Below are 20934 nucleotides of genomic sequence, written 5' to 3'. Positions count from 1 at the left end.
AGGAATTCAAATGACTAGATATGACGGACAACCACATAAACTAACTTTTTTCTTACCTAATATATTTACTGCTTTAAATATGGGCTGCGGTTTCGCATCAATTATCATGGCCATGAAGGGAATGTTTTATCCTGCATGTATGATTCTACTATTAGGTGCAATTTTTGATAGTGTTGATGGGAGAGTTGCACGTTTGACTGGTACTCAGTCTCAATTTGGTGAACAATTTGATTCAATTAGTGATGTCATCTCTTTTGGGATGGCGCCGGCTTTAATTATCTATTTTAAGTTCTTTCAAAACTTAGGTCGTCCGGGAATGGTGATTTCATTCTTATATCTACTTTGTGGTGCTCTAAGACTTGCAAGATTTAATGCTAATATTAATAAGGTTCCATCTAATTATTTCCAAGGTCTTCCAATTCCTGGAGGAGCACTTGCGATTATTGGATTTATAATGGTAACGCTGGAGTTTAACTTTGGTGAGTATCAAAGTTATTACGCTGCTGCATATGTAATTTTCTATTCCCTACTAATGATCTCAAATATTCCGTTTAATTCGTTTAAAAACTCGGATTACGTAAGAAAAAATCGCCGCAAGGTCCTTGCATTAATTCTTCTCATTCTAGTATTAATCCTTATTTACGAGCAACTAATGATTTTTGTGCTGATTACTGCCTATGTTGTTGGATGTTTAGTGTATAATATTTTTAATAAGGATACTAAAGTTGAACTATTCGACTGGGAAGAAAAAGATGAAGAAAGCGAGTCTTAAAAAACTCTTAATTTGTACATTATTAGTTGTTAGTGGGAAGAGTTTCTCTGTTGATTTTAATCAACCTCTACCTGGTGAGTTAGACTCATCAACTTCTCCTTATGAAAATGATAATGGTACAAGTGAAGAAGAAGATAAGAACTCATTTCCAAATGTTTTTGGTTCAACACCTCAGCAGTATACTGAAGAAGAGCTAAAAAATGCAGTAATGAACTCGCAAGATAAAGAGTGGCTAAAAACAGCTACTGATGAAGGTTCAATTCTGATAGACCCAAGTCCGAATTCATATGTTGAGTATAAAACAGAAGACTTATTAAGAGATATGTATCAGAAAGCTGATACTCAAATTGGCTTTACGTATATCTACGATACTTTTGACTACGCTGATAGCACGGGAACTTTTGAGTCGACTTTCCAAAGTGATGACTCAGCGGCTGACTCTGTTCAAGCAGGTTACTTAACATTTAACTATAGAAAATATTTTCAACGAAATATTGTCTCTACTTTCTTTCAAGGAAATCTTGGAGTTTCATTCAACTCTGGAAAAGGAAAGTTTGGAGACGGCTCTCTTTCTCGTACAACGTTTAACCTATGGCTATTTCCAATTGATTTAAACCTTGGGGCAAAATTAAATTTTGGAAAGAAAGTATCAATAACAGCACAAGGTGGAGCTGTGGTTGCTCCAATATGGCAAAACAGAGATGACCGTGAGCAAGGCGATGATGATAAAGATATTCGCCAAGTAGGTTATGGTTATAATGCTTCTGCTTCAATTGATTTTTCAATTTATAATATCTTCCCAAACTTTGGAATGGATCTTAAAAAGTTCAGTGATGTTAGTGATATGAGCATTAGCCTCATGGCCAAAACCATGGATATTTCAGGATTTAAAAGAGAAGACTTTAGCGTAAGTGGAATGTCTTTTGGGATAGGTTTCAACTTTGAGTATCTATAAAGTTACTTTTTCATACGATGGAACTAATTACTTTGGTTGGCAAAAACAAATTGGCCAACAAAGTATTCAAGGTGAGATCGAAAGAGTTTTAAAGCAAATTTCAAAATCGGATGAGTTACAAGTTGTAGGTTGCGGAAGAACAGATACAGGTGTTCACGCTGTCTATCAAGTTACTCGTATAACTCTTGCTATTGATATTGATCCAAAAGCCTTAATGCGTGCATTAAATAGTCAGTTACCAGAGGAAATTAGAGTTATTGACTCCGAGTTTGCCCCTGAAGATTTTCAACCAGTATTCAATTCAAAGAGTAAGACATATCGCTATGTATTTTCTCTTAAAAGAGAATCAAATCCGTTTTTGAAAAACTATGTGACCTATCTAGGAAAGCAACTAAGCCTCGATAAGTTAAATGAAGCTTGCCAGCTTTTTATTGGTGAGCATAACTTCGAAGGCTTTTCCACAAAAGGTACTCCCGTAAAGTCGACAATTAGAAGAGTGACTAGTTGCGCAATACAAGAGAGTCAAATGAGCTATGGTCCAGGCTTACAAGAAGATGTCCTGATCTTAGAAATCACAGGTAATGGGTTTCTAAAGCAGATGGTTCGTCTGATCGTTTCAAGTATTTGGTCGTACGCTCAAGGCAAGATTTCAAAAGAAGTTATTGTGAAACAATTGACTGAGCCAAGTACTGAAAAGGTCGCTCCGACCGCACCTCCACAGGGCCTATTTTTGGTTAAGGTTGAGTATTAGGCCAATTGAAACCCCTTATATTCATTGACTTTTTGCCATATTCTAGCTAATTTCGGCTATTCATAATGTTAATATTGTCGCATAGCGAAGTGAGGATTTATTCATGACTTATAAAGTAGAACAAGTTAATGACTGCACAAAAAAATTATCTTTTTCATTCGAAAACTTAGATCTAACTGAACAAATTACTGTTGCTCTTAAAGAGAAACAAAAATCAGTTTCAATCAAAGGTTTCAGAAAAGGTAAAGCGCCAATCGCTATGGTTGAGAAACTATACCGTCCACAGGTTGAAGGTGATGCTCTAAATCGTTTCGTTCAAAAGGAATTATTTGAAGCAATTAATAAAGAAGATCTTAAAGTAGTTGGATACCCTAACTTTGAAAATATGGATTACAAAGATGGAAAGTCTGTATCATTTGATGCAGTAGTTGAAATCTTCCCAACTGTTGAGCTTAAAGATTACTCAAAGCTTTCTTTCACAAAAGATGCTGTTGAAGTAACTGAAGAAGATGTTGAAAAAGTACGTAAGAACTACCTAGCTCCAAGAGCAGAAATGGTAGAAGCTGCTGAAGGTACAGCACTAGCTAATGGACTATTCGCAGTTATGAACTTCGAAGGTGAAAAAGCTGATGGTGAAAAACCAGAAAATATGAAAGGTGAAGAGTACCTTCTAGAGATCGGTTCTGGACAATTTATTCCAGGTTTCGAAGATCAAATGGTTGGTATGAAAGCAGGTGAAAAGAAAACTTTAGAAGTTACTTTTCCATCTGAGTACCACGTAGAAGAGCTTAAAGAAGCAAATGTTAAGTTCCACGTTGAACTTCTAGAAATTAAAGAAAGAAAACTTCCAGATTTTACTGACGAAGTAGCTAAAGAATTAGGATTTGAATCAGTTGAAGATTTCAAAGTAAAAACAAAAGAAAACCTAACTAAGCAAAATGAAAGACAAGCAGCTGAAAAGTTAAACCAAGAAATTCTTGAAAAACTAATCTCTGAAAATAGCTTTGATGTTCCAACTACTATGGTTGCTCAACAAAAAGAACACCTAAAGAACGACCTTGCTAACAACCTTAAGCAACAAGGTTTCACTGAAGATATGCTAGGTGAGTACTTTGAGAAGTGGGCAGGTGACTTAGATGAAAAAGCTCTTTTCCAAGTTAAGTCTGGTCTAATCCTTGATCACCTTGCAAGCAAGTTCGAAGTTGAATCAACAGATGCTGACTTTGATGCAAAAATCGAAGAAAGTGCAAGCCTTTCAGGTCTAACTGCTGACCAAGTAAAAGAATTCTACACAAGAGATGAGCGTATGAAAGCAAACCTTATGTATGCTATCCGTGAAGAAAAAACTTTTGCAAAACTTCACTCAGAATTAAAAATTAAATAATACCTTTGGGCCCGCTTTTAGCGGGCCTTTTAGTTCCGTCTTCAAATTTTTATAAATTCTAATATAATTAATCATATTTATTATAGGAGAGTTTATGAAATATCTTAGTTTCTTATTTGTTTTATCTACCTTAGTAAGTTGTGCTCAACTTGATTACAATATTCCAACTTCTCGTATGGATGGACCTGAGACAACAGGAGGACTAGGACAATTTGATGTCGCAATAGGGGTCGCTAGTGGTTATGATGTTGATCTAGCAGAAGGCTATGATTTTATAATTAGCGGAACAACAACTGATGAGTCTGTAAGTGGACCTGAGCCATTACTTACCTTCAAAGGGAATGTTGGACTCTTGCCAAGACTAGATATTGGCCTACAAACTTATCCTGATACTTCTGACCTATTAAAAGTAAAATATCAATTTATTGGTGGAGATAGAAAGACAGTTGGTTTAAAGATGTCTGTGCAAGGAGAGTTTGGTTTTGGTTATCATGAAGATGGATCTTTAAATACTGATTCAACGGTATATACAACAGATCTAAAGGCCAAGTCTCTAGGAGCTTCGTTAAATATTGGTTACCGTGTGAATCCATCGATGCTATTTTACTTAAATACAGTATTTATGGAATATAAAGTTGATGGAGTTCTTAAAGATGGTGCGACGGTTTCTTATGATGGACAACAGTCTCCAGAAGTTATCTTAGTTCTACCTGGAGTACGATTTGATTTCGATAGCGCGTATGTTCAAGTGGAGACAGGTTATTCATTTTTAAACTCTTCTTATGAAGATAGAAATTCTGATGATTTCACATATGGTCTAAGTTTAGGTTATACGTTTTAAATAAAGAAAAAGCCGCTGAGAGCGGCTTTTTTTATTCTTGAATTTCATTCATTTCATATATTACGTCGTATTTCTTACCAGTAAAATCTGTCTTCACAATATTTTCACCTTCACAGAAAAAATTTGATGCAGATGCCTTGAATCTTTTCTTTGTATTTGCATCCATTGCATTTAAAGCTAGGTCTACTTTACGACATTCCTTATTTCCTACAATTACTTTTGATACACTTTCAATGTCCATATAGCTTGAACAATAGTAATCAAGGTGAGGAGCATCTTTTTCAGAAGTTGTGCTGTTAAATCTAATACTATCTAAGTTAGATACACCTCTCATAAGAGTACGACCAAACTTACTAATATCTTCATTTTTATCGTGGAACTGTTTATAGTCACCTTCAATGACATTAGAATAGAACTTTCCAGTAGCATAACCAGCTTTAATAAACTTTTTACCACTTTTGATTTGCTCTTGTTTTGCAACTCTTAGCATTTCAAAACATTTGTTAAAACTATATCTTTCAGCTTCTTTTACAGAGCCACTCCCTCCACCGCTTAAGATAGACGCCAGTCCATTTCTTAAGTTATTTGACTGAGATGGTGATAGGTTTAAATTCGCAGTTAGGTTATCAAATAGATCTGCTTGGGCCGTAGCGCTTGTCAGTAAAATAGCTGTAAGTAGTAGTCGTTTCATAGGTATTCCTCTTCTCATTTAAAGTGTGATCACAGGAATATTAACGAAAAATGCTGCTCAAATGGTCAAATTTGGAAAATTTACTAGGGGTGTATAGATAATACTCAAGCCCCTAAGGGCTTGAAATTATTAATTATTTTTGAATTTGTGCCTTCATTAGGCGCTCGATTTGTACTCTGTGATCACAGACGATCCAGTCATTTCCAGCACCTCTACCCATTGGAGCATACTTGTCTTGGTCTATACGGCCTTGATCTAGAAGTTCGTCTTCAACATGAACTCTAACGACTTCACCTGTTACAAATGTTCCAGTTCCTGGCACATCACCGTAGCTTAAAGTATCTCTGAGTTTACATTCAAAATGGATTGGAGATTCTTTCATTCTCTTTGGTGTAACAACTTCAGAATCTAGCTCTGTCAGCTTTGCGAAATCAAATTCAGATTCACCATGAGGTAGTTCAGTTGAACATAGATTTACTTTTTCATAATTATGTTGAGTTACAAAATTTACGACAAATTCTTTTTGACGAAGAATATTTTTAAGAGTGTCTTTTTGTTCCCCATCGCTTGAACGAATCATTGGAGTGAAGCCGATGATCATTGGGTTTGCACTTACCACAGTAAAGAATGAGAAAGGTGCAATATTACTTGTACCATCTTCATTAACAGTTGAAACAACTGCGATTGGTCTTGGAACGACTGATCCTATTAGTAGTTTGTAGTTATCTTTAAAGTCTTGTTTTGTTGTATCAAAAATTGCCATAATTACATCCAGCTTTTCCAGTAGTCTTTGTTTTCATTTTCTTCAAACCATTTTGTTGGTTTTAAGGGATAGCGAGTATCAACCATAACAGCATACTCATCAGTATATAGTTTATCTTCACCAGCTTGAAAGGCCTTTGGGTGTGGCCCATGGTGAACACCTTGAGGGTGGAATGTTAAAGCACCTGCATCGATATTATCGCGAGAGAAGAAGTTTCCTTGGTGATAGAAAAGTACTTCGTCGAAATCAATATTTGAATGATAGAAAGGAACTTTTAAAACTTTATGTTTCTTATCCTCAAGAGGTCTTTCAACAAATGAGCAAACAACAAAGTTCTTTGCTACGAACGTTGTGTGTCCCGATGGAGGAACATGGTAGCGATGACTCATAATAGGGCAGATATCATAAATAGAAATCTTCCATGGGTAGACAGATCCCTTCCATCCTTTTGCAGTAAGTGGGTTAAATGGATAGGTGATTGTTGTAATCTCTCCAAGCCTTTTTACTCTAACTTTATACTCCGGCCAATCTTGATCAGAGCCCAGAGCTGCTTCTGGAGTGAACTTTGCTGTTTGGTCATAGAGAGCGTTAGGGCCTAGAAGTCCACGAGATGGTTCTTCAAATTCAGATCGAGATTCAACTTGAAAGAACTTGGCAGCTTGAGAGATTTTAATTGTATATGTTGTTCCACGAGGGATGACAATATAGTCACCTTTAACAAATGGAACATAACCATAGATTGTTTCAAGAGTACCGCTACCTTCGTGAACAAAGTAGAGCTCATCAAAGTCGGCATTTCTTAAGAAATAATCAAGTGACTTTGTTAAATGGCCAAGACTTAGTTCACAATCATTATTTGTTAGGATTGCACGAAAATCATCTTGTAGGTCTTTATGACTAAAAAGTGAAGGAAGATTTTTTGGTTTTAAATCACCCGAAATATCAGTCCAGTTAACTGGAGGTTGAGTATGATAGAGTTGACTTACACGACCAAAGAAACCATTACGTCCGTGTTCTTCTTCGTATAAACCTTCTGGAATATCAACATGAGCTTGCTTTGTGTATACACCACTTGCTTTAAAGCTTTCCATTTTATTATCCGTTGCCATTACTTAGTACCTCTTTTTGGTCCTATTTTATTAGTTAGCTTTCCAATACCTTCAACTTCAAGAGTGATTTCATCACCTGGTTTTAGCCAGCGATCGATCTCTAGACCACAACCAGTACCAACTGTTCCTGAACCGAAAAGATCCCCTGATAATACCCATTCATCTTGAGAGACGTGAGCTATCATTTGTGCCCAAGTATAGTGAGAATCACCAGAAAAACCTTCTGACCATTTTTCACCATTTACAGTTGCAGTCATTCTAAGATTTGGTTCTTTAAAATCAAACTCATCAAATGTTGTAATAACTGGTCCAATTACTGAACAGAAGTCTTTTCCTTTTGCAGGGCCTAGACGTACGGCCATTTCTTTCTTTTGAATATCACGAGCTGAAATATCATTTAGAATTGTGAATCCAAAAATGTGATCTTTTGCATCTTCTTCGCGAATATTGATACCATCTTTAGCAATGACCATTCCTAGCTCTAATTCGTAATCAAGAATGTTAGTGTAATGTGGCCATAAGACTTCTTGGTTGTGTCCAATAAATCCATGAGTCGGTCCTTTATAGTATGCAGGAATTTCATACCATGCTTCAGGAATTGCCTCGTTTCTTTTTTTGAATCCAGCCGCTACATGTTTTTCATGTGCATAGAAGTCGCGATAGTTAGGGATTTTATCTATTGGTGTTTTTAAATTAATTTCATCAGACTTAAATGCAATTGGAGTCCCATCTTTAAGAGTTAGATCTCCAACTTTTTCTAAGAATAAATATAGTCCGTAACATTCACCAAGAAAGTCGATAGGATCATCTTTTGTTTGAAGAATTTGTAAAAGGGAAGGAGGGCAAGTGTGATTTGCTCTTTGCCAAAAGTTAAAATATCCTTCTCTTTCATAGTCACATGCCCAAACGTTATTTGGATCAATAACTAGTCCATTATCTAATAAAATACCTAGTCTTGGTTCTGGACGATGAGTTCCATGATTTACATATTGGCAGATTTTCATGCTAAATCCTTTCTGAATCTTTTATTATATGCAGGAAGAATACGATCGAAAGCTTCATAGAAGTGATACATTTCATCCTTTGTTCCTATACTAATACGTACATATTCAGGCATTTCATTTGCAACTAGCTTTCTAATGATAACGCCTTCGTTTAAAAGTTCCTCAAACATGAAGTCACTAGCTTCACTACTTCCTGTTTTAAATGTAACAAAGTTTGTTACAGATTTAATTGGATTGAAGTCTCTATTAGTTAAGTATTCCATTAGTTCGTCATAACGCTTTCGATTATTTCTAAGCGTACGTTCAAGATGTGGACGATCTTCGAGAGCTCCAACGGCACCAAGTTGTCCGATAAGATTTGGCTCAAATGGAAGTTTTACTTTTGTTAAGTATCCAATAAGTTCCGGATGTCCAAAGCCATATCCAACTCGAATACCAGATAGGCCATAAGCTTTAGAAAAAGTTCTAAGAGTTAGAACATTATCATAGCGATAGTTCATAGAATCTGGATAATCATCTTGTTCTTGGGCAAATTCAAAATATGCTTCATCTAGAATAACAAGAACGTGAGAAGGAACGTACTTCATAAGGTAGTCGAACTCTTCTTTTGTAATATATGTACCTGTTGGATTATTTGGATTTGCAATATAGATAACTTTTGTCTTCTCAGTAATGTTATCTGCAAGAGCTTTTACATCAAAGCGATAATCTTTAGTAAGAGGAACTTTGTTAAGCTTTGCTCCAACACTTCGAGCTAGAATATAGAAACCAATGAACGTGTTGTCACAAGTTAAGACCTCATCTTCAGGCTTAAGAAATGCACGAGCAATATAGGCCATGATTCCTTCAGATCCATTTCCTAAGATAATATTCTCAAGTTTAAGATCATACATTTCAGCTAGCTTAGACTTTAGTGCATAAGCATGCATATCTGGATAGCGATGTAGGTCCCAAAGACCACGAGTCATTTCACGAATTGCAAAAGGTGATGGCCCTAGTGGGTTTTCATTTGAAGCTAGTTTTGAAACTTTTGTCAGTCCCTTTTCTCTAACTACTTCATCAATTGGTTTACCGGCCTGGTATACTTGTAGCTTTTTTAAGTACTCTGGTACGAGATCTTTATGATGCATCACTCTTCCTGTTTCATATTTTAGTTAAATTAAATTTGAGAAATTCTATCGTTTTTATGGCCGATTGAATAGTTTTGGTCGTTGCATCATGTATATAGGGCCGAGATGAATTAGACTTACTGTATTATGAGTAATTATCACTTTGGACAATTTACAACTGAACACCTCGAGCTTATTCAAGAGGGACTTAACTTATTTAATACTGGTCATTACTGGATGTGTCATGAGGTTGTCGAAGACCTGTGGATGGATGCAATGGGAGACAATGCGCGTTATGTGTATTGGGTTGTTATTCAACTGGCCACTGCACTATATCATCATGAGGATGACAATCTTAATGGAGCAAGTGGGATGGTCAATAAGGCCAAAGGTAAAATTGACTTCATTGAAAAAAATCATGTGGAGTCGGATATAATGGATAGATACTTAGACTGGCAAAATTTAAAAAGTATTGTGAAGGCCATTCCGCAAAAGCCTACTTTAAATGACTTTTCAAAGTTAAAAACTTTTAAATTTCCAGTTCAAAATTAAATGGAGTAGTAATGATTGGAAAACTTCCATATTTCTTTTTTCGTTCAATGAATATCTTAAAGGCAGATAAGAAAATTATTTTAATTGCACTTTGTCCGGTTCTAATTGGTTTCATCCTTTATTACTCTTTGGGACATTATGCCTTTAGCGAAGTTTCCGCTTGGGGGCATGGATATATAAATGAAAAGTACCCTGAGCAGGGTTGGGTGAGCACTGTATTTTCAGGAGTTCTCATTATTCTTTTAGGAGTAATTATTAACTGGACGTTCTTTATCGTTGTCTCAGTCATTGCTTCACCTTTTAATGATATGCTCAGTTCAAGAGTTGAGATGATTTATAAGCTTCAAAAAGAGAGCACTGATACTTTTACGCAAACGATGAAACGACTACCAAGTATTCTTATGAATGAATTAAAGAAGATTGGTGTTATTGTCGTTTTATCAATTATCAACATTGGTATAGGCTTCTTTTTTCCTCCAATCACATTTGTATTAGGGGGATTAATTCTCGCTATTTCATTTATTGATTATTCATGGTCAAGAAATAACCTAACTTTTGCAGAATGTGTTGGTGATATTAAGTCAGGCTTTCTACCTTATTTACTAGGTGGAGTTGGTTTTATGATTCTTATATCAATACCTTTACTAAACTTATTCTTTCTTCCTTTAGCTGTTGTGTTCTTCACAGTTATCTATTGTGAACTAAGAGTTAAGGAGATAGCTTCAAGTGAAGAAGTTCCTACTAAGGGTTAAGGGAGATGAAGCAGAAATAGCTTCAATCCTTCCTGTTGTAAATGCCATTATTAATGAGCACGAGGACAATCAAGTTGCAATTGTTTACACAGATGCAACTCAGATTGATGACTTCTGGTTACCTGAAAGGTGTTGGGCCTACTCAATTTCAAAGAAAGAAACTGAATCAATGTTTGCAGCACATAAGTTTGCAGCAAATTTACATGAAGTTTTTAATACTGATTACTATATTGATTATGTGAATGATATGTACTCTGCTGTTCTTGGCTTGGCCTTTAGGGCCAATGTAAAGATTGGTTTACAAGGTGGACCAAAGAGCTTTTTTTATCAAGTATCACTACCTGAATATAGCGGTGAATATTTAGATGAAAAGAAAATGAGTGCATTAAGGGCGGTAGAAGGAAACTTTAAGAATGCTAATATCGACCACGCTTTCACACATCAGAGAATTTCAAATATATTTATCTGTTATCCACATAAGTATGATGTTGAATTTGTTGAAAGAATGAATTTTCTTGCTGAATGTTTACCAACTTTAAAGCTTCATGGTTATATTCCAAGTGAATCAGTGGAAGGTTATGATGGGGTTAAGGTAAGTAAAAGAATTAGTTTATTTAGTGAATCACCAAATATACTTCGTCGTCGAATTGATGAATTTGATGCAGTTATAACCAAATCACTAGCAACAGCGCAAATGAGCCGTAACCGAGGACAATTGGCCTTACTCGTTGGAGACGAAGAGCTTACAATACCTGAATGGAAGCACATGCCGGAGACAATTGGTCGCCTATGTTTTAGTGGCTCTACACTGCTTTCTTATGGTATCAGTGAGTTAATTCAGCTTAAAACTTTTCCGGATTTAGAAGACTATATAGTTAATTATCAGTCACTTAGACTTGTTCCATAGACGTAAAAATGCCTTATTTGCGAGGCCGCTCGATTGTTGCTAAAATAAATCTATGGTGGCCGCAAAAGATCTTACATTTGCACCTTTTGAAATCGTTTCAGTAGAAGTGGAAGATATAAAGTCGTTGGCCCGAATCTATGTGGATTGTTTTTGGGAAAATTACAAAGGCATTCTGTCTAAAGACTATCTCTATTCATTAAAGTATTCTGATATACAACAAAATTGGGAAAGAAAAATTCCTCGTCGTCCAACAGAAGGGGGAACATTTGTTTTCCATGCTCCTGATGGAGATGTTGTAGGTTTTATTGATTATGGCCCTGCTCGAGAACATGAGCATGGTATACCTGGTGAAATCTATGATTTTTATATCTTAAAGAAATATCAAAAATCAGGCATGGGACAAAAACTTTTTGATGCTGTCATTAAAGATTTTAAAAACCGTGGATATGACTGCTTCTACTTATGTACCTTTAAAGATAATCCTTCTAAGGGCTTTTTTGTAAAGAATGGTGGCAAGGTTTTAAAGGAGTCTCCATTTGAGTTTAATGGAGAGATTTACCAAGAAGAATATTTTTACTTTGATCTATAAAAAAAGGCCCTCGTCGAGGGCCTTCTTATTATGCTTTGAATTGTTCGATTTGTTCTTTAAGTGAATTTAGCTTCTCTTCAAACTCACTTGCTTTTTGTCTTACCTCAACAACAACTTCTTCTGGTGCATTGGCCATGAATTTTTCGTTATTAAGTTTCTTACCAATTTTTTCAAATTCTTTTTGAGTCTTATCAAAGTCTTTTTCAAGACGTTTGATTTGAGCATCAAGATCAATGACTCCATCAAGTTTTAAAAAGATATCAGTGTGAGTCGTTGCCTTCATAATACACTTTTTAGGATTATCACTAGACTTAGCTGCTATTGTTACATCTTTTGCACGAGCAAGATCTTGTATTCCAGCCATATTGTCGGCAAAGTACGAAGATGCTTCTTCATCATCAGTTAAAAGTGCAACTTCAACTTCATCTTTAGGTTTGATATTGACTGATTGTCTTAGGAAGCGAATTCCTGAAACAACTTCAATAAACTTATTCATCTTAACTTGTTCACTAGGGTAGTTAAGAGCTGCATCGTATTCAGGATATTCAGCTGAGATTAGTAGATCTTCGCTATCTTCTTTTAAATAACCCCAAAGCTCTTCTGTAATGAAAGGAGTAATTGGGTGTAGAAGAGCAGTAATTTTTCTAAAACAGTATTTAAGAACAGTCGCTCTTTGAACTTTGGCAGCTTCGTCTTCACCGTTAAGTGTGTTTTTTGAAAGTTCGATAAACCAAGAACAGAATTTGTCGTATACGAATGAGTACACTTCAGAACAAGCGTCATCGTAGCGGAAAGCATCGAGAGACTCATTAACAATTTTAGTCGTATCGTTAAGCTCTGATAGAATCCATTTTTCTTGATCATCAAGATTTGTAGGAAGATCTTTTTCAGCAAGCTCTAAGAATGGTGAGATGAAACGGAAAGCATTCCAAATCTTATTAATGAAGTTTCTGTAACCAGCGATTCTTTCAGGGTCTAGGTTGATAGCACGGTTATAACCTGAACCAGCAGCTAGAGTAAAACGGAATGCGTCTGCGCCATATTGCTCTACCATCTCTAGAGGATCAATACCGTTACCAAGAGACTTACTCATCTTACGACCGAGCTTATCTCTTACGATTGCGTGAATATAAACCTTATCGAATGGAACTTGGTTAGAGAATTTAGTTCCCATCATCATCATTCTAGCAACCCAGAAGAAGATAATATCGAAACCTGTAATTAGAACAGAAGTCGGGTAGAACTTATCAAATCCTCTCTGCTCCATTCTTTCCTTATTTGGCCAACCTAGTGTCGACATTGGCCATAGTCCCGATGAGAACCAAGTATCAAGAACGTCAGGGTCTTGAGTGTATTCTTTTGCACTACACTTTGGACATGATTCTGGCTCTAGAGCTTCATCGGCCCATTGGTGCTCACAAGTTGTACAAGTAAATACTGGAATTCTGTGTCCCCATAGAAGTTGACGAGATACACACCAGTTCTTTGGTTCACGTAACCACGAGAAGTAAGTATTCTCCCATCCCTTCGGATAGAAACGAGTTGTATCATCTTCTACTTTTGCAACGGCTTCTGCGGCCATATCAGTTACGTTTACAAACCATTGTTTAGAGATCATTGGCTCAATAACAACACCAGATCTTTCACCGTGACCAACTTGGTGCACATGTTTTTCTTCTTTTACAAATAGTTCTAGTTCTTTTAATTTTTCAATAACACCCTTACGAGCTTTCTTACAAGGAAGTCCTTGCCACTCAAGACCGTGCTCATTAAGAGTACCGTCTAGGTTTAGGATATTAATGATTTCAAGATTGTGTCTCTTTCCAATTTCAAAGTCATTGAAGTCGTGCCCTGGAGTAACTTTAAGACAACCTGTTCCTTTTTCAATATCAACGTGCTCGTCACCAACGATTGGTACTTCACGGTTACATAGTGGAACGATTGCTTTCTTACCTATAAGGTGAGCAAATCTTTCATCATTTGGATTAACAGCAACGGCCGTATCTCCAAGTAGTGTTTCAGGTCTTGTTGTTGCAACTTCTAATTTAATATCACTATCTTTAACAGAGTAGAGGATGTGATAGAAGGCACCGTTAACTTCTTTGTGATCAACTTCTGCATCAGAAATAGCTGATTGAAGTTTTGGGTCCCAGTTAACAATATAGTCTGATTGATAAATTAGACCTTCATTATAAAGAGTTACGAAAGCGCGTCGTACGGCTTCGTTCGCTTCTGGGTCCATTGTAAACATTGAGTAATCCCAGTCACAACTTGCCCCCATAACTCTTTGTTGGTTAGCGATAACGCCACCGTATTGCTCTTTCCACTCCCAGATCTTCTTTAAGAAGTCTTCGCGAGAGTAGTCGTGCTTAGTTTTCTTTTCTTCATTCCAAATTAGCTCCTCAACTTTTGATTGAGTTGCAATACCGGCGTGATCCATACCTGGAAGGAAAAGAGTCTCATAACCTTTCATTCTTTTAAAACGAATTAGGGCGTCTTGAGTTGTGATATCAAGAGCGTGACCTGCGTGAAGAATTCCTGTGACGTTTGGAGGTGGCATGATGACGCAAAAAGACTCACCAGTCTTTCCTGCTTTAGGAGCAAAGTATTTCTCATTTTCCCATTTTTGGTACCACTTCTTCTCTACATCATTTGAGCTATATGTCTTAGGTAGCTCATCGAAATTTCTTGTCACAATTTCTTCCTTTTTTCGATTTAACTAATTGAAATTATATATCATAGGATACACGTTATTTCTTTTAAAAATAGATGGGTAAATAGTTGAAATCCCCAAAAAGTACACGTCAACTTTAAGCTTATTCCCAGTTTTCGACAGGCTCAGGAAGCTCTTGCGGGGCCTTGTAATCTGGGTCTTTGTCGGGCGCGTTATTGAAGAGAAGTTGATCAACTTGTCTTCTGGCCTTAATGAGATCAATGTCATTTATTGAAATATAAGAGATATCATTTTCTTTCTTATGTGAAGAGGCAGTTATGCTTAAGTTACGATTTAGTGAGTTTAAGATTTCTAGGTTTGTGTCTAGTAAAGTCGCGTTACGAAGTGAGCTAGGTTTTCTTAAAGTATCTATCCAGTATTGAAGGTAACTAATACGATTCATAAACTCTTTTAGTTCAGGAGAGATCTTTACATCACGATTTTTTATATAGTTGTTGTATTCTCTTAAATTTCTATTTGTTAATAACTCACCAATATCTTTTAAAATTTTATTTGAAATATATTTTGAAAATGGAAGTGTTGTTTCTATCGACTTTATATTTTGATCGATTTCGTTATAAAGTTTTTGAGAAATATTGATATGCTCATACTTCTTGCTAAGTCTCGTATTCAATATTGAATTTAAAATGATTAATTCGATAAAATCATTATCAATAGGTGAAGTAAGATTTTTACTAAATTCGACAATATATTCTTGATTGATTTTGCTATTGATATAAAGCTCTACTACTAAGTCTTTAAGTACTGGGCTTAGACTAGGTGAAAACTTAAGTTCTTGCTCAGTAGGAGCAGTGGCAAAAATAGTAAATGTGAACAAAAGGATGATTAGGTATTTCATAGTTTCGACTTTATCTCTTTATCAATACTAAATTTACCTTCCTTATTTCTTAGAAGATAAATTTTGTCTTTGTATGGGACGAGGATCGATTTATTATGTAGAACGATATTTGAAACATAATTCAAGTCTGTTCTTTGTCTTAATTTTTTATCTTCTAAATTGTAAGAAACGATTTCTCTTTGGTTGAAGAGATTCGAATTTTCGCTTTTTAAAGTCAGGATAAAGAATAACTCATTTTGCTGAATATTGAGATTGTATCCTGGTCCACTTTGAAGATTGATAAGGGGAGAGCGTTTCGTAAAATCAACTCGACCTTTTTCAATCTCAACGAGATCAATATATGGATTTTCGCCAAGAGATGATTCTAGAATGAAGACTTTCGAATCAGAGCTTTCTAAGCTTATAATTTTATCTGTTTTATCATATTGATGAAGGAGGTATTTCTTTTTAGAGCGATTATTGTAAATATTTATATTACTCTTAAGTTCTCGGTCCTTATCTGTGTAATAAATAAGACTATCATCAAAAATTTCTACTTCACTAAGGTGTAGAATATCCTTTGTCACTAGGGGGATCGAAAAACGATCAAGATTATTCTTTAGATTTACAATTTCTATAAAGAGACTTCCTTCATCCTCTCTAGTGTACGAAATATAATTACTCTTAGAGTGAAATTTAGGAAAGCTCCCTTTTCCAACAAAGTCGAGCTGATTCTTTTTAATATTATAAAAATAAATTTCGGCTTCTGTAATATAAGAGAAATCTTTAAAGTGGTTTTCTTTAACACTTATAATATAAAGTTCTTCGTTTGCTTTGATAACATCAAACTCGCTATCAGTTTTTTTCTCCAAAACGGTATTTGCGCGATTCTTTGCGGAGTATGCGATAGCATTCTTTCCCTTTAGATAGAATGTAATACCGTTTAAGTCATCATACTTTAAGTTATGAACATTTTGTCTTGTTGTTAGCTCTAGTAGAGCTGTTTTAGAAAGAACACTCGTTGCTAATAAAGAAGAAATTATAAGCTTATTTATTTTAGTAAAGGCCATATAACTCCCAATTCTTTAAAGGACTTAAAGTAGAGTAGCGTGATAGTGCGGTAAAAGCATTTGCCCATAAAACAGATCGTGGTGAGCTAATGTCATCGAGTGCACTTCTAAAGCTTAGGTAGGTATTGTTATTAATTTCTTTATAACCATCAATAATAAATGGCATAGGTGTACAAATACCAATTTTTCTAAGTTGGTAATGAGAAGGATAGATATCTTCAGCACACCCTTGGCCGTGGATAATTCCATTCTTCTTATTATCTAAAAAGAATTTTAATGACGTTAGTGAATTAATCTCTTGTTCTTTAATATTTAGAACAGAGAGAATTCGTGAATGAATGTCAGCATCAGAAGAGTTGTACTTCGTTTTAAAGTAATCGAATGAGAGTGATCCTTCACTCCATATCTCTAGTGCTTTACGGTTATCAATCATTACATTGTACTTACAACTCTGAGAACGGCATGCTAATTCTTGAGGAACAACCCAGCAACCAGCTTTATATTTTAAGCGAAGAGGATTAAATTGTTTTTTCGACACTTGCTCGCACTTTATTCTACTCGTGACAATTTTCGTTTGAAAAAGAGCATTGGCAACAACCATGTTTAAAGCATTGTAATTCTCTTTTGAATTACCTGGAATGAAAGGTAAGCATTTCTTCCCATCGTTAGAATTGTAACAAATACTAAGTGGCCACTTTTCTTCTTCTCCTGACTCTAAATAAAGTCCATAGATCTTTTCATAAGATGGGAAAACACAGTCTTTACTCTTTAGGTCGTTGGTCGCGAAATGTTTGATAACTCGCGCACCATTGATGATGGCGTAGTTTCCAATATTCCTTGGGCAATCATTGTAATTATTTTTTAGACGTGAAATTTTTAAAGTCTCAGAAATTTCATTACAACTTGGCATAGGGTAGAGAACACTTCCTGTCGCTGGTCCTTGAGTCATGCATCGGCTAGGTTCATTTCTTAAGAGCGAGATACACTTCAAATAATCTAGTTCTTCCATTTTGTCTTCTGGTGTTGTTTTACCCAAAATATTGCGACATCGAACTTCAATGTGATCAGTAGCTTTTTGCTTATTAATGATTAGAGACCAGAAGTCTTGCTTGGAATAATTTTTACAAAATAGTTCTTCACGACTTAGATTACTGCAAAAGTTTTTGAAGTATAAAATATCACGATCATTAATTTCATCAGTATATGTCTTAGATTGACGCCTTAGAGAATTGATATAACTTCTCTCAGAAATACTCAGTGAATTATCTCTCAATCTTTCACCAAGTTTACCTGCTAGCTCTATGGTGTAAGGAGCACTACAGATATGATCAATATTAATATTACTCTTCAGGTCTTTGTATTGATCGAGGCATTGCGTTTGATTACGAGGAAATTTTGGAGTCAACTTTGTGAATGTATCTTTTAAGAGACCTTTTTCAAAGAGGCGAGACTGCTTGAAGGATAGGCGACAATTACTCTTGTAGTAATGAGCAAGAAAGGCATCAATAGGAACTAGGGCCGTTGATGTCGAACTATCTGATGTTACACTCGCTTCAACATTAAGAAGTGGTTGGTTGTTAATTCTAATAAGACGATTTTTAAGGAGTGTATATATTGAACACTTATTAACATGAAATAATTCTTTATAGTCTTGTTCACTATAGAGAAGGATTGCATTTAACTGTCTCTTAGATAACTCGATTTTTTCTTCATCTTTGAAATTTTGTCTAAACGAAACTTTATCGCTTGGCGGATTTAGAATCTTCTCGTTAATTTCACTCTGAAAAGTTTTTAACTTTTCTTCAAATGTTTCTAATAAACTAGTTTGATTTTCTTGAGTGTTTTGGGCGAGTATTTGATTTTGAAAAAAGCTAGGCCCAGCTAGAACTGAGCCTAGTATAATTGATTTAATCGATAGTTTTTGCAAGGATTGAAGCAACGTCTTCAATCTCAAGGTTTTCAGTACCTGTTTTTTCGCTAATTCCACCCTTAAAGTTTATCATACAGAAAGAGCAGGCCGTAGCTAATTTATCAACTTTCTTTTCACCTACATGCTCAAGGCGTCCAGCAGCTAAATCAGTACCAGCTTCAACTTCGTACCACATATTACCACCACCCATTCCGCAGCATAGGGCAGTATCTTCTTTCTTATCCATTTCTTTGATCTCAACACCAGCTGCCTTTAGGATTTCTCTTGGAGCATTGTATTCACCGTGGTGGCGACCAAGGTAACATGGATCATGGAAAGTAAGATTTTCTTCAACTTTCTTTTCTGGTTTTAGTTTCCCAGAACGTAGTAGGTCAGCAAGAAGTTCAGTGTGGTGAACTGTAGTAAAGTCACCATCATCAAATTTAGCGTATTCCTTACCAATCGTATGTAGACAGTGTGGACAGTGAGTTACAACTTTATCAAAGTCGTATTGTCTCATATTTGCAATATTTTCAATCGCAATTTCAAAGAATGAGTACTCATCACCAAAGCGTCTGATTGGGTCACCATTACATTTTTCAGTTTTCCCCATAACAGCAAATGAAACACCTGCTTTCTTTAGAAGCTTAACTGTATCTTGAACAACCTTTTGGTTAGAAGCATCGTATGAACCAGCACAACCAACATAGTAAAGGTAATCAACTTTTTTACCAGCTTCGATTACTGGAACATCAAGACCGTCTGCCCATTTGAAACGATCATCTTGAGAGATTCCCCAAGGGTTTCCGTTGATTTGTACTTTTTGAACTGCCGTTGCAGCGTCAGCTGGAATCTCTCCAAGTGTAAGAGTTTTGTATCTCTTTGCACCCATGATGATATCCACGTGCTCAATATTTGCTGGACACTCTTCCATACAAGCACCACAAGTAGTACATGAGTCTAGTTCAATTGATGAGTATATTGAGTTTTCCCAGAAGTCAGCGTCAGTTTCACCTTTTGCTGCCGTTTCAAAAGCAAGATCACGTGCTTTTGTAATAATCTTTTTAGGATCCAGAGGTCTTTCTGCAAGGTTAGCAGGACATACTTGCGTACAACGTCCACACTCAACACAAGCTAGAAGGTCTAGTTTATTTTTAAGACTAAGTTCTGAAATTTTCCCAAGTCCGAAAGTCTCAGCAGTTTCATCTTCAAAGTTCATTGGCTCAAGTACGGCACCACGTCTTGGCGGAGTAACTAGGGCAGCAAATGGAAGTACAAAGATGTGAGAGAATTTAGTTGTTCCACATGCAGCTACAAATAGCATTGTATTTGCCATGTGAACCATCCACATTGCACGATATGAATATGCCCAAACCTGTTCTGAAAGAGGAATCTTAGTAAAGATTGAAGCTAGCGCCCAACCAACTGGTGACCACGTTGCTTCTCCAACAGGCATACCTGTACCCATGATTCTTACACCTTCAATTAGGTATCCAAGAACAACAAGGCAGATAAGCATAGCGTACATAAATAATTCTTGCTTTGGTCTCGTTGCTTGAAGGTAAGAAGGTCTATCAATATATCTTCTTTTGTAAGCAAGGCCAATACCTGCAAGAACCATTAATCCGGCCATGTCGGCCAGGAAAGAGATTACGATATAAACAGGTCCTTTGTAGATTTTAAAAGGAGTGTCAGCGTGAATTGCAACAAGGTCTGTAGCAATCCATAGAATAACAAATCCCCAAAAGATTAGACCGTGGAAAAGAGCTACGTTTCTAAAACGTGGTACTTTACCAGTAAGAAGCATTGTTTTGAAGAATGATCCCCAGTTTAACTTCTCTGGTAAAAGGTCCTTTAGGCCCTTGATAGCATCAATACCTTTTTTTCCAGTGATAAATTGAATTTTTTGATACAGACCTTTGAACATAACAAAGACTGCTGCAAAAAATAGAATGTACATGACAACCTTAAACGAGAATGGAATATTCCAAAAAATTTCTCGCGTGGCGGCATCAAGAGTTTGATTCATTTCTTCCCTCGCTTACTTTTTAAACGTGAATATTAATTTTAATAATTTCAATCCTATATATATGATAATATATCATAAGAATCCCTATTTAATGAGTCGGAAATTATGATGTACGATAAAAAAAACTTAATATTTTTATTACTTCTCGGAATATTTTTTTCATGTTCAAGAGTTAATACTATTAACTTAAAAAAAC

At 35.8% G+C, this 20934-nt stretch carries 19 protein-coding genes; 9 read left to right on the top strand and 10 right to left on the bottom strand.

Annotated elements, in window-relative coordinates:
* Positions 1-10 precede the first annotated feature (10 nt).
* The 5 genes from pssA (at position 11) to ACMAYX_RS10420 (ending at position 4703) form a co-directional block, all read left to right on the top strand.
* Positions 11-772 carry a CDP-diacylglycerol--serine O-phosphatidyltransferase gene (gene pssA / locus ACMAYX_RS10440; protein ID WP_103217586.1) on the top strand — a complete coding sequence of 254 codons (762 nt, stop codon included), beginning with the start codon at positions 11-13 and terminating at the stop codon, positions 770-772.
* Complete coding sequence (locus ACMAYX_RS10435) at positions 753-1727, top strand: hypothetical protein (RefSeq protein WP_412463465.1); 975 nt, start codon at positions 753-755, stop codon at positions 1725-1727. The genes pssA and ACMAYX_RS10435 overlap by 20 nt, the downstream gene beginning before the upstream one ends.
* Positions 1714-2478 carry a tRNA pseudouridine(38-40) synthase TruA gene (gene truA, locus ACMAYX_RS10430; RefSeq protein WP_412463464.1) on the top strand — a complete coding sequence of 255 codons (765 nt, stop codon included), beginning with the start codon at positions 1714-1716 and terminating at the stop codon, positions 2476-2478. The genes ACMAYX_RS10435 and truA overlap by 14 nt, the downstream gene beginning before the upstream one ends.
* A gap of 103 nt (positions 2479-2581) precedes the next feature.
* The gene (tig, locus tag ACMAYX_RS10425) at positions 2582-3862 is read left to right on the top strand and encodes a trigger factor (RefSeq protein ID WP_103217589.1); all 1281 of its coding nucleotides are present in this window, start codon (positions 2582-2584) and stop codon (positions 3860-3862) included.
* A gap of 94 nt (positions 3863-3956) precedes the next feature.
* Positions 3957-4703 carry a hypothetical protein gene (locus ACMAYX_RS10420; RefSeq protein WP_392993632.1) on the top strand — a complete coding sequence of 249 codons (747 nt, stop codon included), beginning with the start codon at positions 3957-3959 and terminating at the stop codon, positions 4701-4703.
* Positions 4704-4734: 31 nt separating this feature from the next.
* Here ACMAYX_RS10420 and ACMAYX_RS10415 read toward each other — a convergent pair whose 3' ends face one another.
* The 5 genes from ACMAYX_RS10415 to hisC all read right to left on the bottom strand — a co-directional run bounded on the left by ACMAYX_RS10415 (position 4735) and on the right by hisC (position 9400).
* Complete coding sequence (locus ACMAYX_RS10415; protein WP_412471668.1) at positions 4735-5394, bottom strand: hypothetical protein; 660 nt, start codon at positions 5392-5394, stop codon at positions 4735-4737.
* Between the two features lie 133 nt (positions 5395-5527).
* Positions 5528-6157, bottom strand: coding sequence for a flavin reductase family protein (locus tag ACMAYX_RS10410; protein ID WP_103217592.1), 630 nt, complete (start codon positions 6155-6157; stop codon positions 5528-5530).
* A 2-nt stretch (positions 6158-6159) separates the two neighbouring features.
* On the bottom strand, positions 6160-7266 hold the full coding sequence (locus tag ACMAYX_RS10405; protein ID WP_412471669.1) for a homogentisate 1,2-dioxygenase: 1107 nt from the start codon (positions 7264-7266) through the stop codon (positions 6160-6162).
* Positions 7266-8270, bottom strand: coding sequence for a fumarylacetoacetate hydrolase family protein (locus tag ACMAYX_RS10400; RefSeq protein ID WP_412471670.1), 1005 nt, complete (start codon positions 8268-8270; stop codon positions 7266-7268). Before ACMAYX_RS10400 ends, ACMAYX_RS10405 begins: the two co-directional genes overlap by 1 nt.
* The gene (hisC, locus tag ACMAYX_RS10395) at positions 8267-9400 is read right to left on the bottom strand and encodes a histidinol-phosphate transaminase (RefSeq protein ID WP_103217594.1); all 1134 of its coding nucleotides are present in this window, start codon (positions 9398-9400) and stop codon (positions 8267-8269) included. Before hisC ends, ACMAYX_RS10400 begins: the two co-directional genes overlap by 4 nt.
* 126 nt (positions 9401-9526) lie before the next feature.
* Here hisC and ACMAYX_RS10390 point away from each other — a divergent pair, with 126 nt between their 5' ends.
* The 4 genes from ACMAYX_RS10390 to ACMAYX_RS10375 are packed head-to-tail and all read left to right on the top strand — an operon-like array spanning position 9527 to position 12179.
* The gene (locus tag ACMAYX_RS10390) at positions 9527-9931 is read left to right on the top strand and encodes a DUF309 domain-containing protein (protein ID WP_103217595.1); all 405 of its coding nucleotides are present in this window, start codon (positions 9527-9529) and stop codon (positions 9929-9931) included.
* 11 nt (positions 9932-9942) lie between these two features.
* The gene (locus ACMAYX_RS10385) at positions 9943-10683 is read left to right on the top strand and encodes an EI24 domain-containing protein (RefSeq protein WP_103217596.1); all 741 of its coding nucleotides are present in this window, start codon (positions 9943-9945) and stop codon (positions 10681-10683) included.
* Positions 10658-11590 (top strand): hypothetical protein, encoded by a 933-nt coding sequence (locus ACMAYX_RS10380; protein WP_412463463.1) that lies wholly within the window; start codon positions 10658-10660, stop codon positions 11588-11590. The genes ACMAYX_RS10385 and ACMAYX_RS10380 overlap by 26 nt, the downstream gene beginning before the upstream one ends.
* Before the next feature lie 52 nt (positions 11591-11642).
* Positions 11643-12179, top strand: coding sequence for an N-acetyltransferase family protein (locus tag ACMAYX_RS10375; RefSeq protein ID WP_412471671.1), 537 nt, complete (start codon positions 11643-11645; stop codon positions 12177-12179).
* A 28-nt stretch (positions 12180-12207) separates the two neighbouring features.
* Here ACMAYX_RS10375 and ACMAYX_RS10370 read toward each other — a convergent pair whose 3' ends face one another.
* From ACMAYX_RS10370 to ACMAYX_RS10350, 5 genes are all read right to left on the bottom strand, one after another.
* On the bottom strand, positions 12208-14874 hold the full coding sequence (locus ACMAYX_RS10370) for a valine--tRNA ligase (protein WP_412471672.1): 2667 nt from the start codon (positions 14872-14874) through the stop codon (positions 12208-12210).
* A 121-nt stretch (positions 14875-14995) separates the two neighbouring features.
* Positions 14996-15751: a hypothetical protein gene (locus ACMAYX_RS10365; protein ID WP_103217600.1), complete on the bottom strand. Its 756-nt coding sequence runs from the start codon at positions 15749-15751 to the stop codon at positions 14996-14998.
* Entirely contained in the window at positions 15748-16800 is a 1053-nt protein-coding gene (locus tag ACMAYX_RS10360) for a hypothetical protein (protein ID WP_103217601.1), read from the bottom strand. Before ACMAYX_RS10360 ends, ACMAYX_RS10365 begins: the two co-directional genes overlap by 4 nt.
* Positions 16787-18748: a hypothetical protein gene (locus ACMAYX_RS10355; RefSeq protein ID WP_412472258.1), complete on the bottom strand. Its 1962-nt coding sequence runs from the start codon at positions 18746-18748 to the stop codon at positions 16787-16789. Before ACMAYX_RS10355 ends, ACMAYX_RS10360 begins: the two co-directional genes overlap by 14 nt.
* Positions 18708-20738, bottom strand: coding sequence for a heterodisulfide reductase-related iron-sulfur binding cluster (locus ACMAYX_RS10350; RefSeq protein ID WP_392993610.1), 2031 nt, complete (start codon positions 20736-20738; stop codon positions 18708-18710). The genes ACMAYX_RS10355 and ACMAYX_RS10350 overlap by 41 nt, the downstream gene beginning before the upstream one ends.
* Between the last annotated feature and the right edge of the window lie 196 nt (positions 20739-20934).

The organism is Halobacteriovorax sp. RT-2-3 (assembly GCF_047085075.1).
Lineage (GTDB): Bacteria > Bdellovibrionota > Bacteriovoracia > Bacteriovoracales > Bacteriovoracaceae > Halobacteriovorax_A.
Note: the sequence above shows the minus strand (reverse complement) of the source record. Positions and strands in the feature narration are given on the sequence as shown.

What these genes read in the sequence shown, in the direction of transcription:
- pssA (WP_103217586.1), top strand. Translation starts at nt 11, where the DNA reads ATGACTAGATATGACGGACAACCACATAAACTAACTTTTTTCTTACCT.
- ACMAYX_RS10435 (WP_412463465.1), top strand. Translation starts at nt 753, where the DNA reads ATGAAGAAAGCGAGTCTTAAAAAACTCTTAATTTGTACATTATTAGTT.
- tig (WP_103217589.1), top strand. Translation starts at nt 2,582, where the DNA reads ATGACTTATAAAGTAGAACAAGTTAATGACTGCACAAAAAAATTATCT.
- ACMAYX_RS10420 (WP_392993632.1), top strand. Translation starts at nt 3,957, where the DNA reads ATGAAATATCTTAGTTTCTTATTTGTTTTATCTACCTTAGTAAGTTGT.
- ACMAYX_RS10415 (WP_412471668.1), bottom strand. Translation starts at nt 5,394, where the DNA reads ATGAAACGACTACTACTTACAGCTATTTTACTGACAAGCGCTACGGCC.
- ACMAYX_RS10410 (WP_103217592.1), bottom strand. Translation starts at nt 6,157, where the DNA reads ATGGCAATTTTTGATACAACAAAACAAGACTTTAAAGATAACTACAAA.
- ACMAYX_RS10405 (WP_412471669.1), bottom strand. Translation starts at nt 7,266, where the DNA reads ATGGCAACGGATAATAAAATGGAAAGCTTTAAAGCAAGTGGTGTATAC.
- ACMAYX_RS10400 (WP_412471670.1), bottom strand. Translation starts at nt 8,270, where the DNA reads ATGAAAATCTGCCAATATGTAAATCATGGAACTCATCGTCCAGAACCA.
- hisC (WP_103217594.1), bottom strand. Translation starts at nt 9,400, where the DNA reads ATGCATCATAAAGATCTCGTACCAGAGTACTTAAAAAAGCTACAAGTA.
- ACMAYX_RS10390 (WP_103217595.1), top strand. Translation starts at nt 9,527, where the DNA reads ATGAGTAATTATCACTTTGGACAATTTACAACTGAACACCTCGAGCTT.
- ACMAYX_RS10385 (WP_103217596.1), top strand. Translation starts at nt 9,943, where the DNA reads ATGATTGGAAAACTTCCATATTTCTTTTTTCGTTCAATGAATATCTTA.
- ACMAYX_RS10375 (WP_412471671.1), top strand. Translation starts at nt 11,643, where the DNA reads ATGGTGGCCGCAAAAGATCTTACATTTGCACCTTTTGAAATCGTTTCA.
- ACMAYX_RS10365 (WP_103217600.1), bottom strand. Translation starts at nt 15,751, where the DNA reads ATGAAATACCTAATCATCCTTTTGTTCACATTTACTATTTTTGCCACT.
- ACMAYX_RS10360 (WP_103217601.1), bottom strand. Translation starts at nt 16,800, where the DNA reads ATGGCCTTTACTAAAATAAATAAGCTTATAATTTCTTCTTTATTAGCA.
- ACMAYX_RS10350 (WP_392993610.1), bottom strand. Translation starts at nt 20,738, where the DNA reads ATGAATCAAACTCTTGATGCCGCCACGCGAGAAATTTTTTGGAATATT.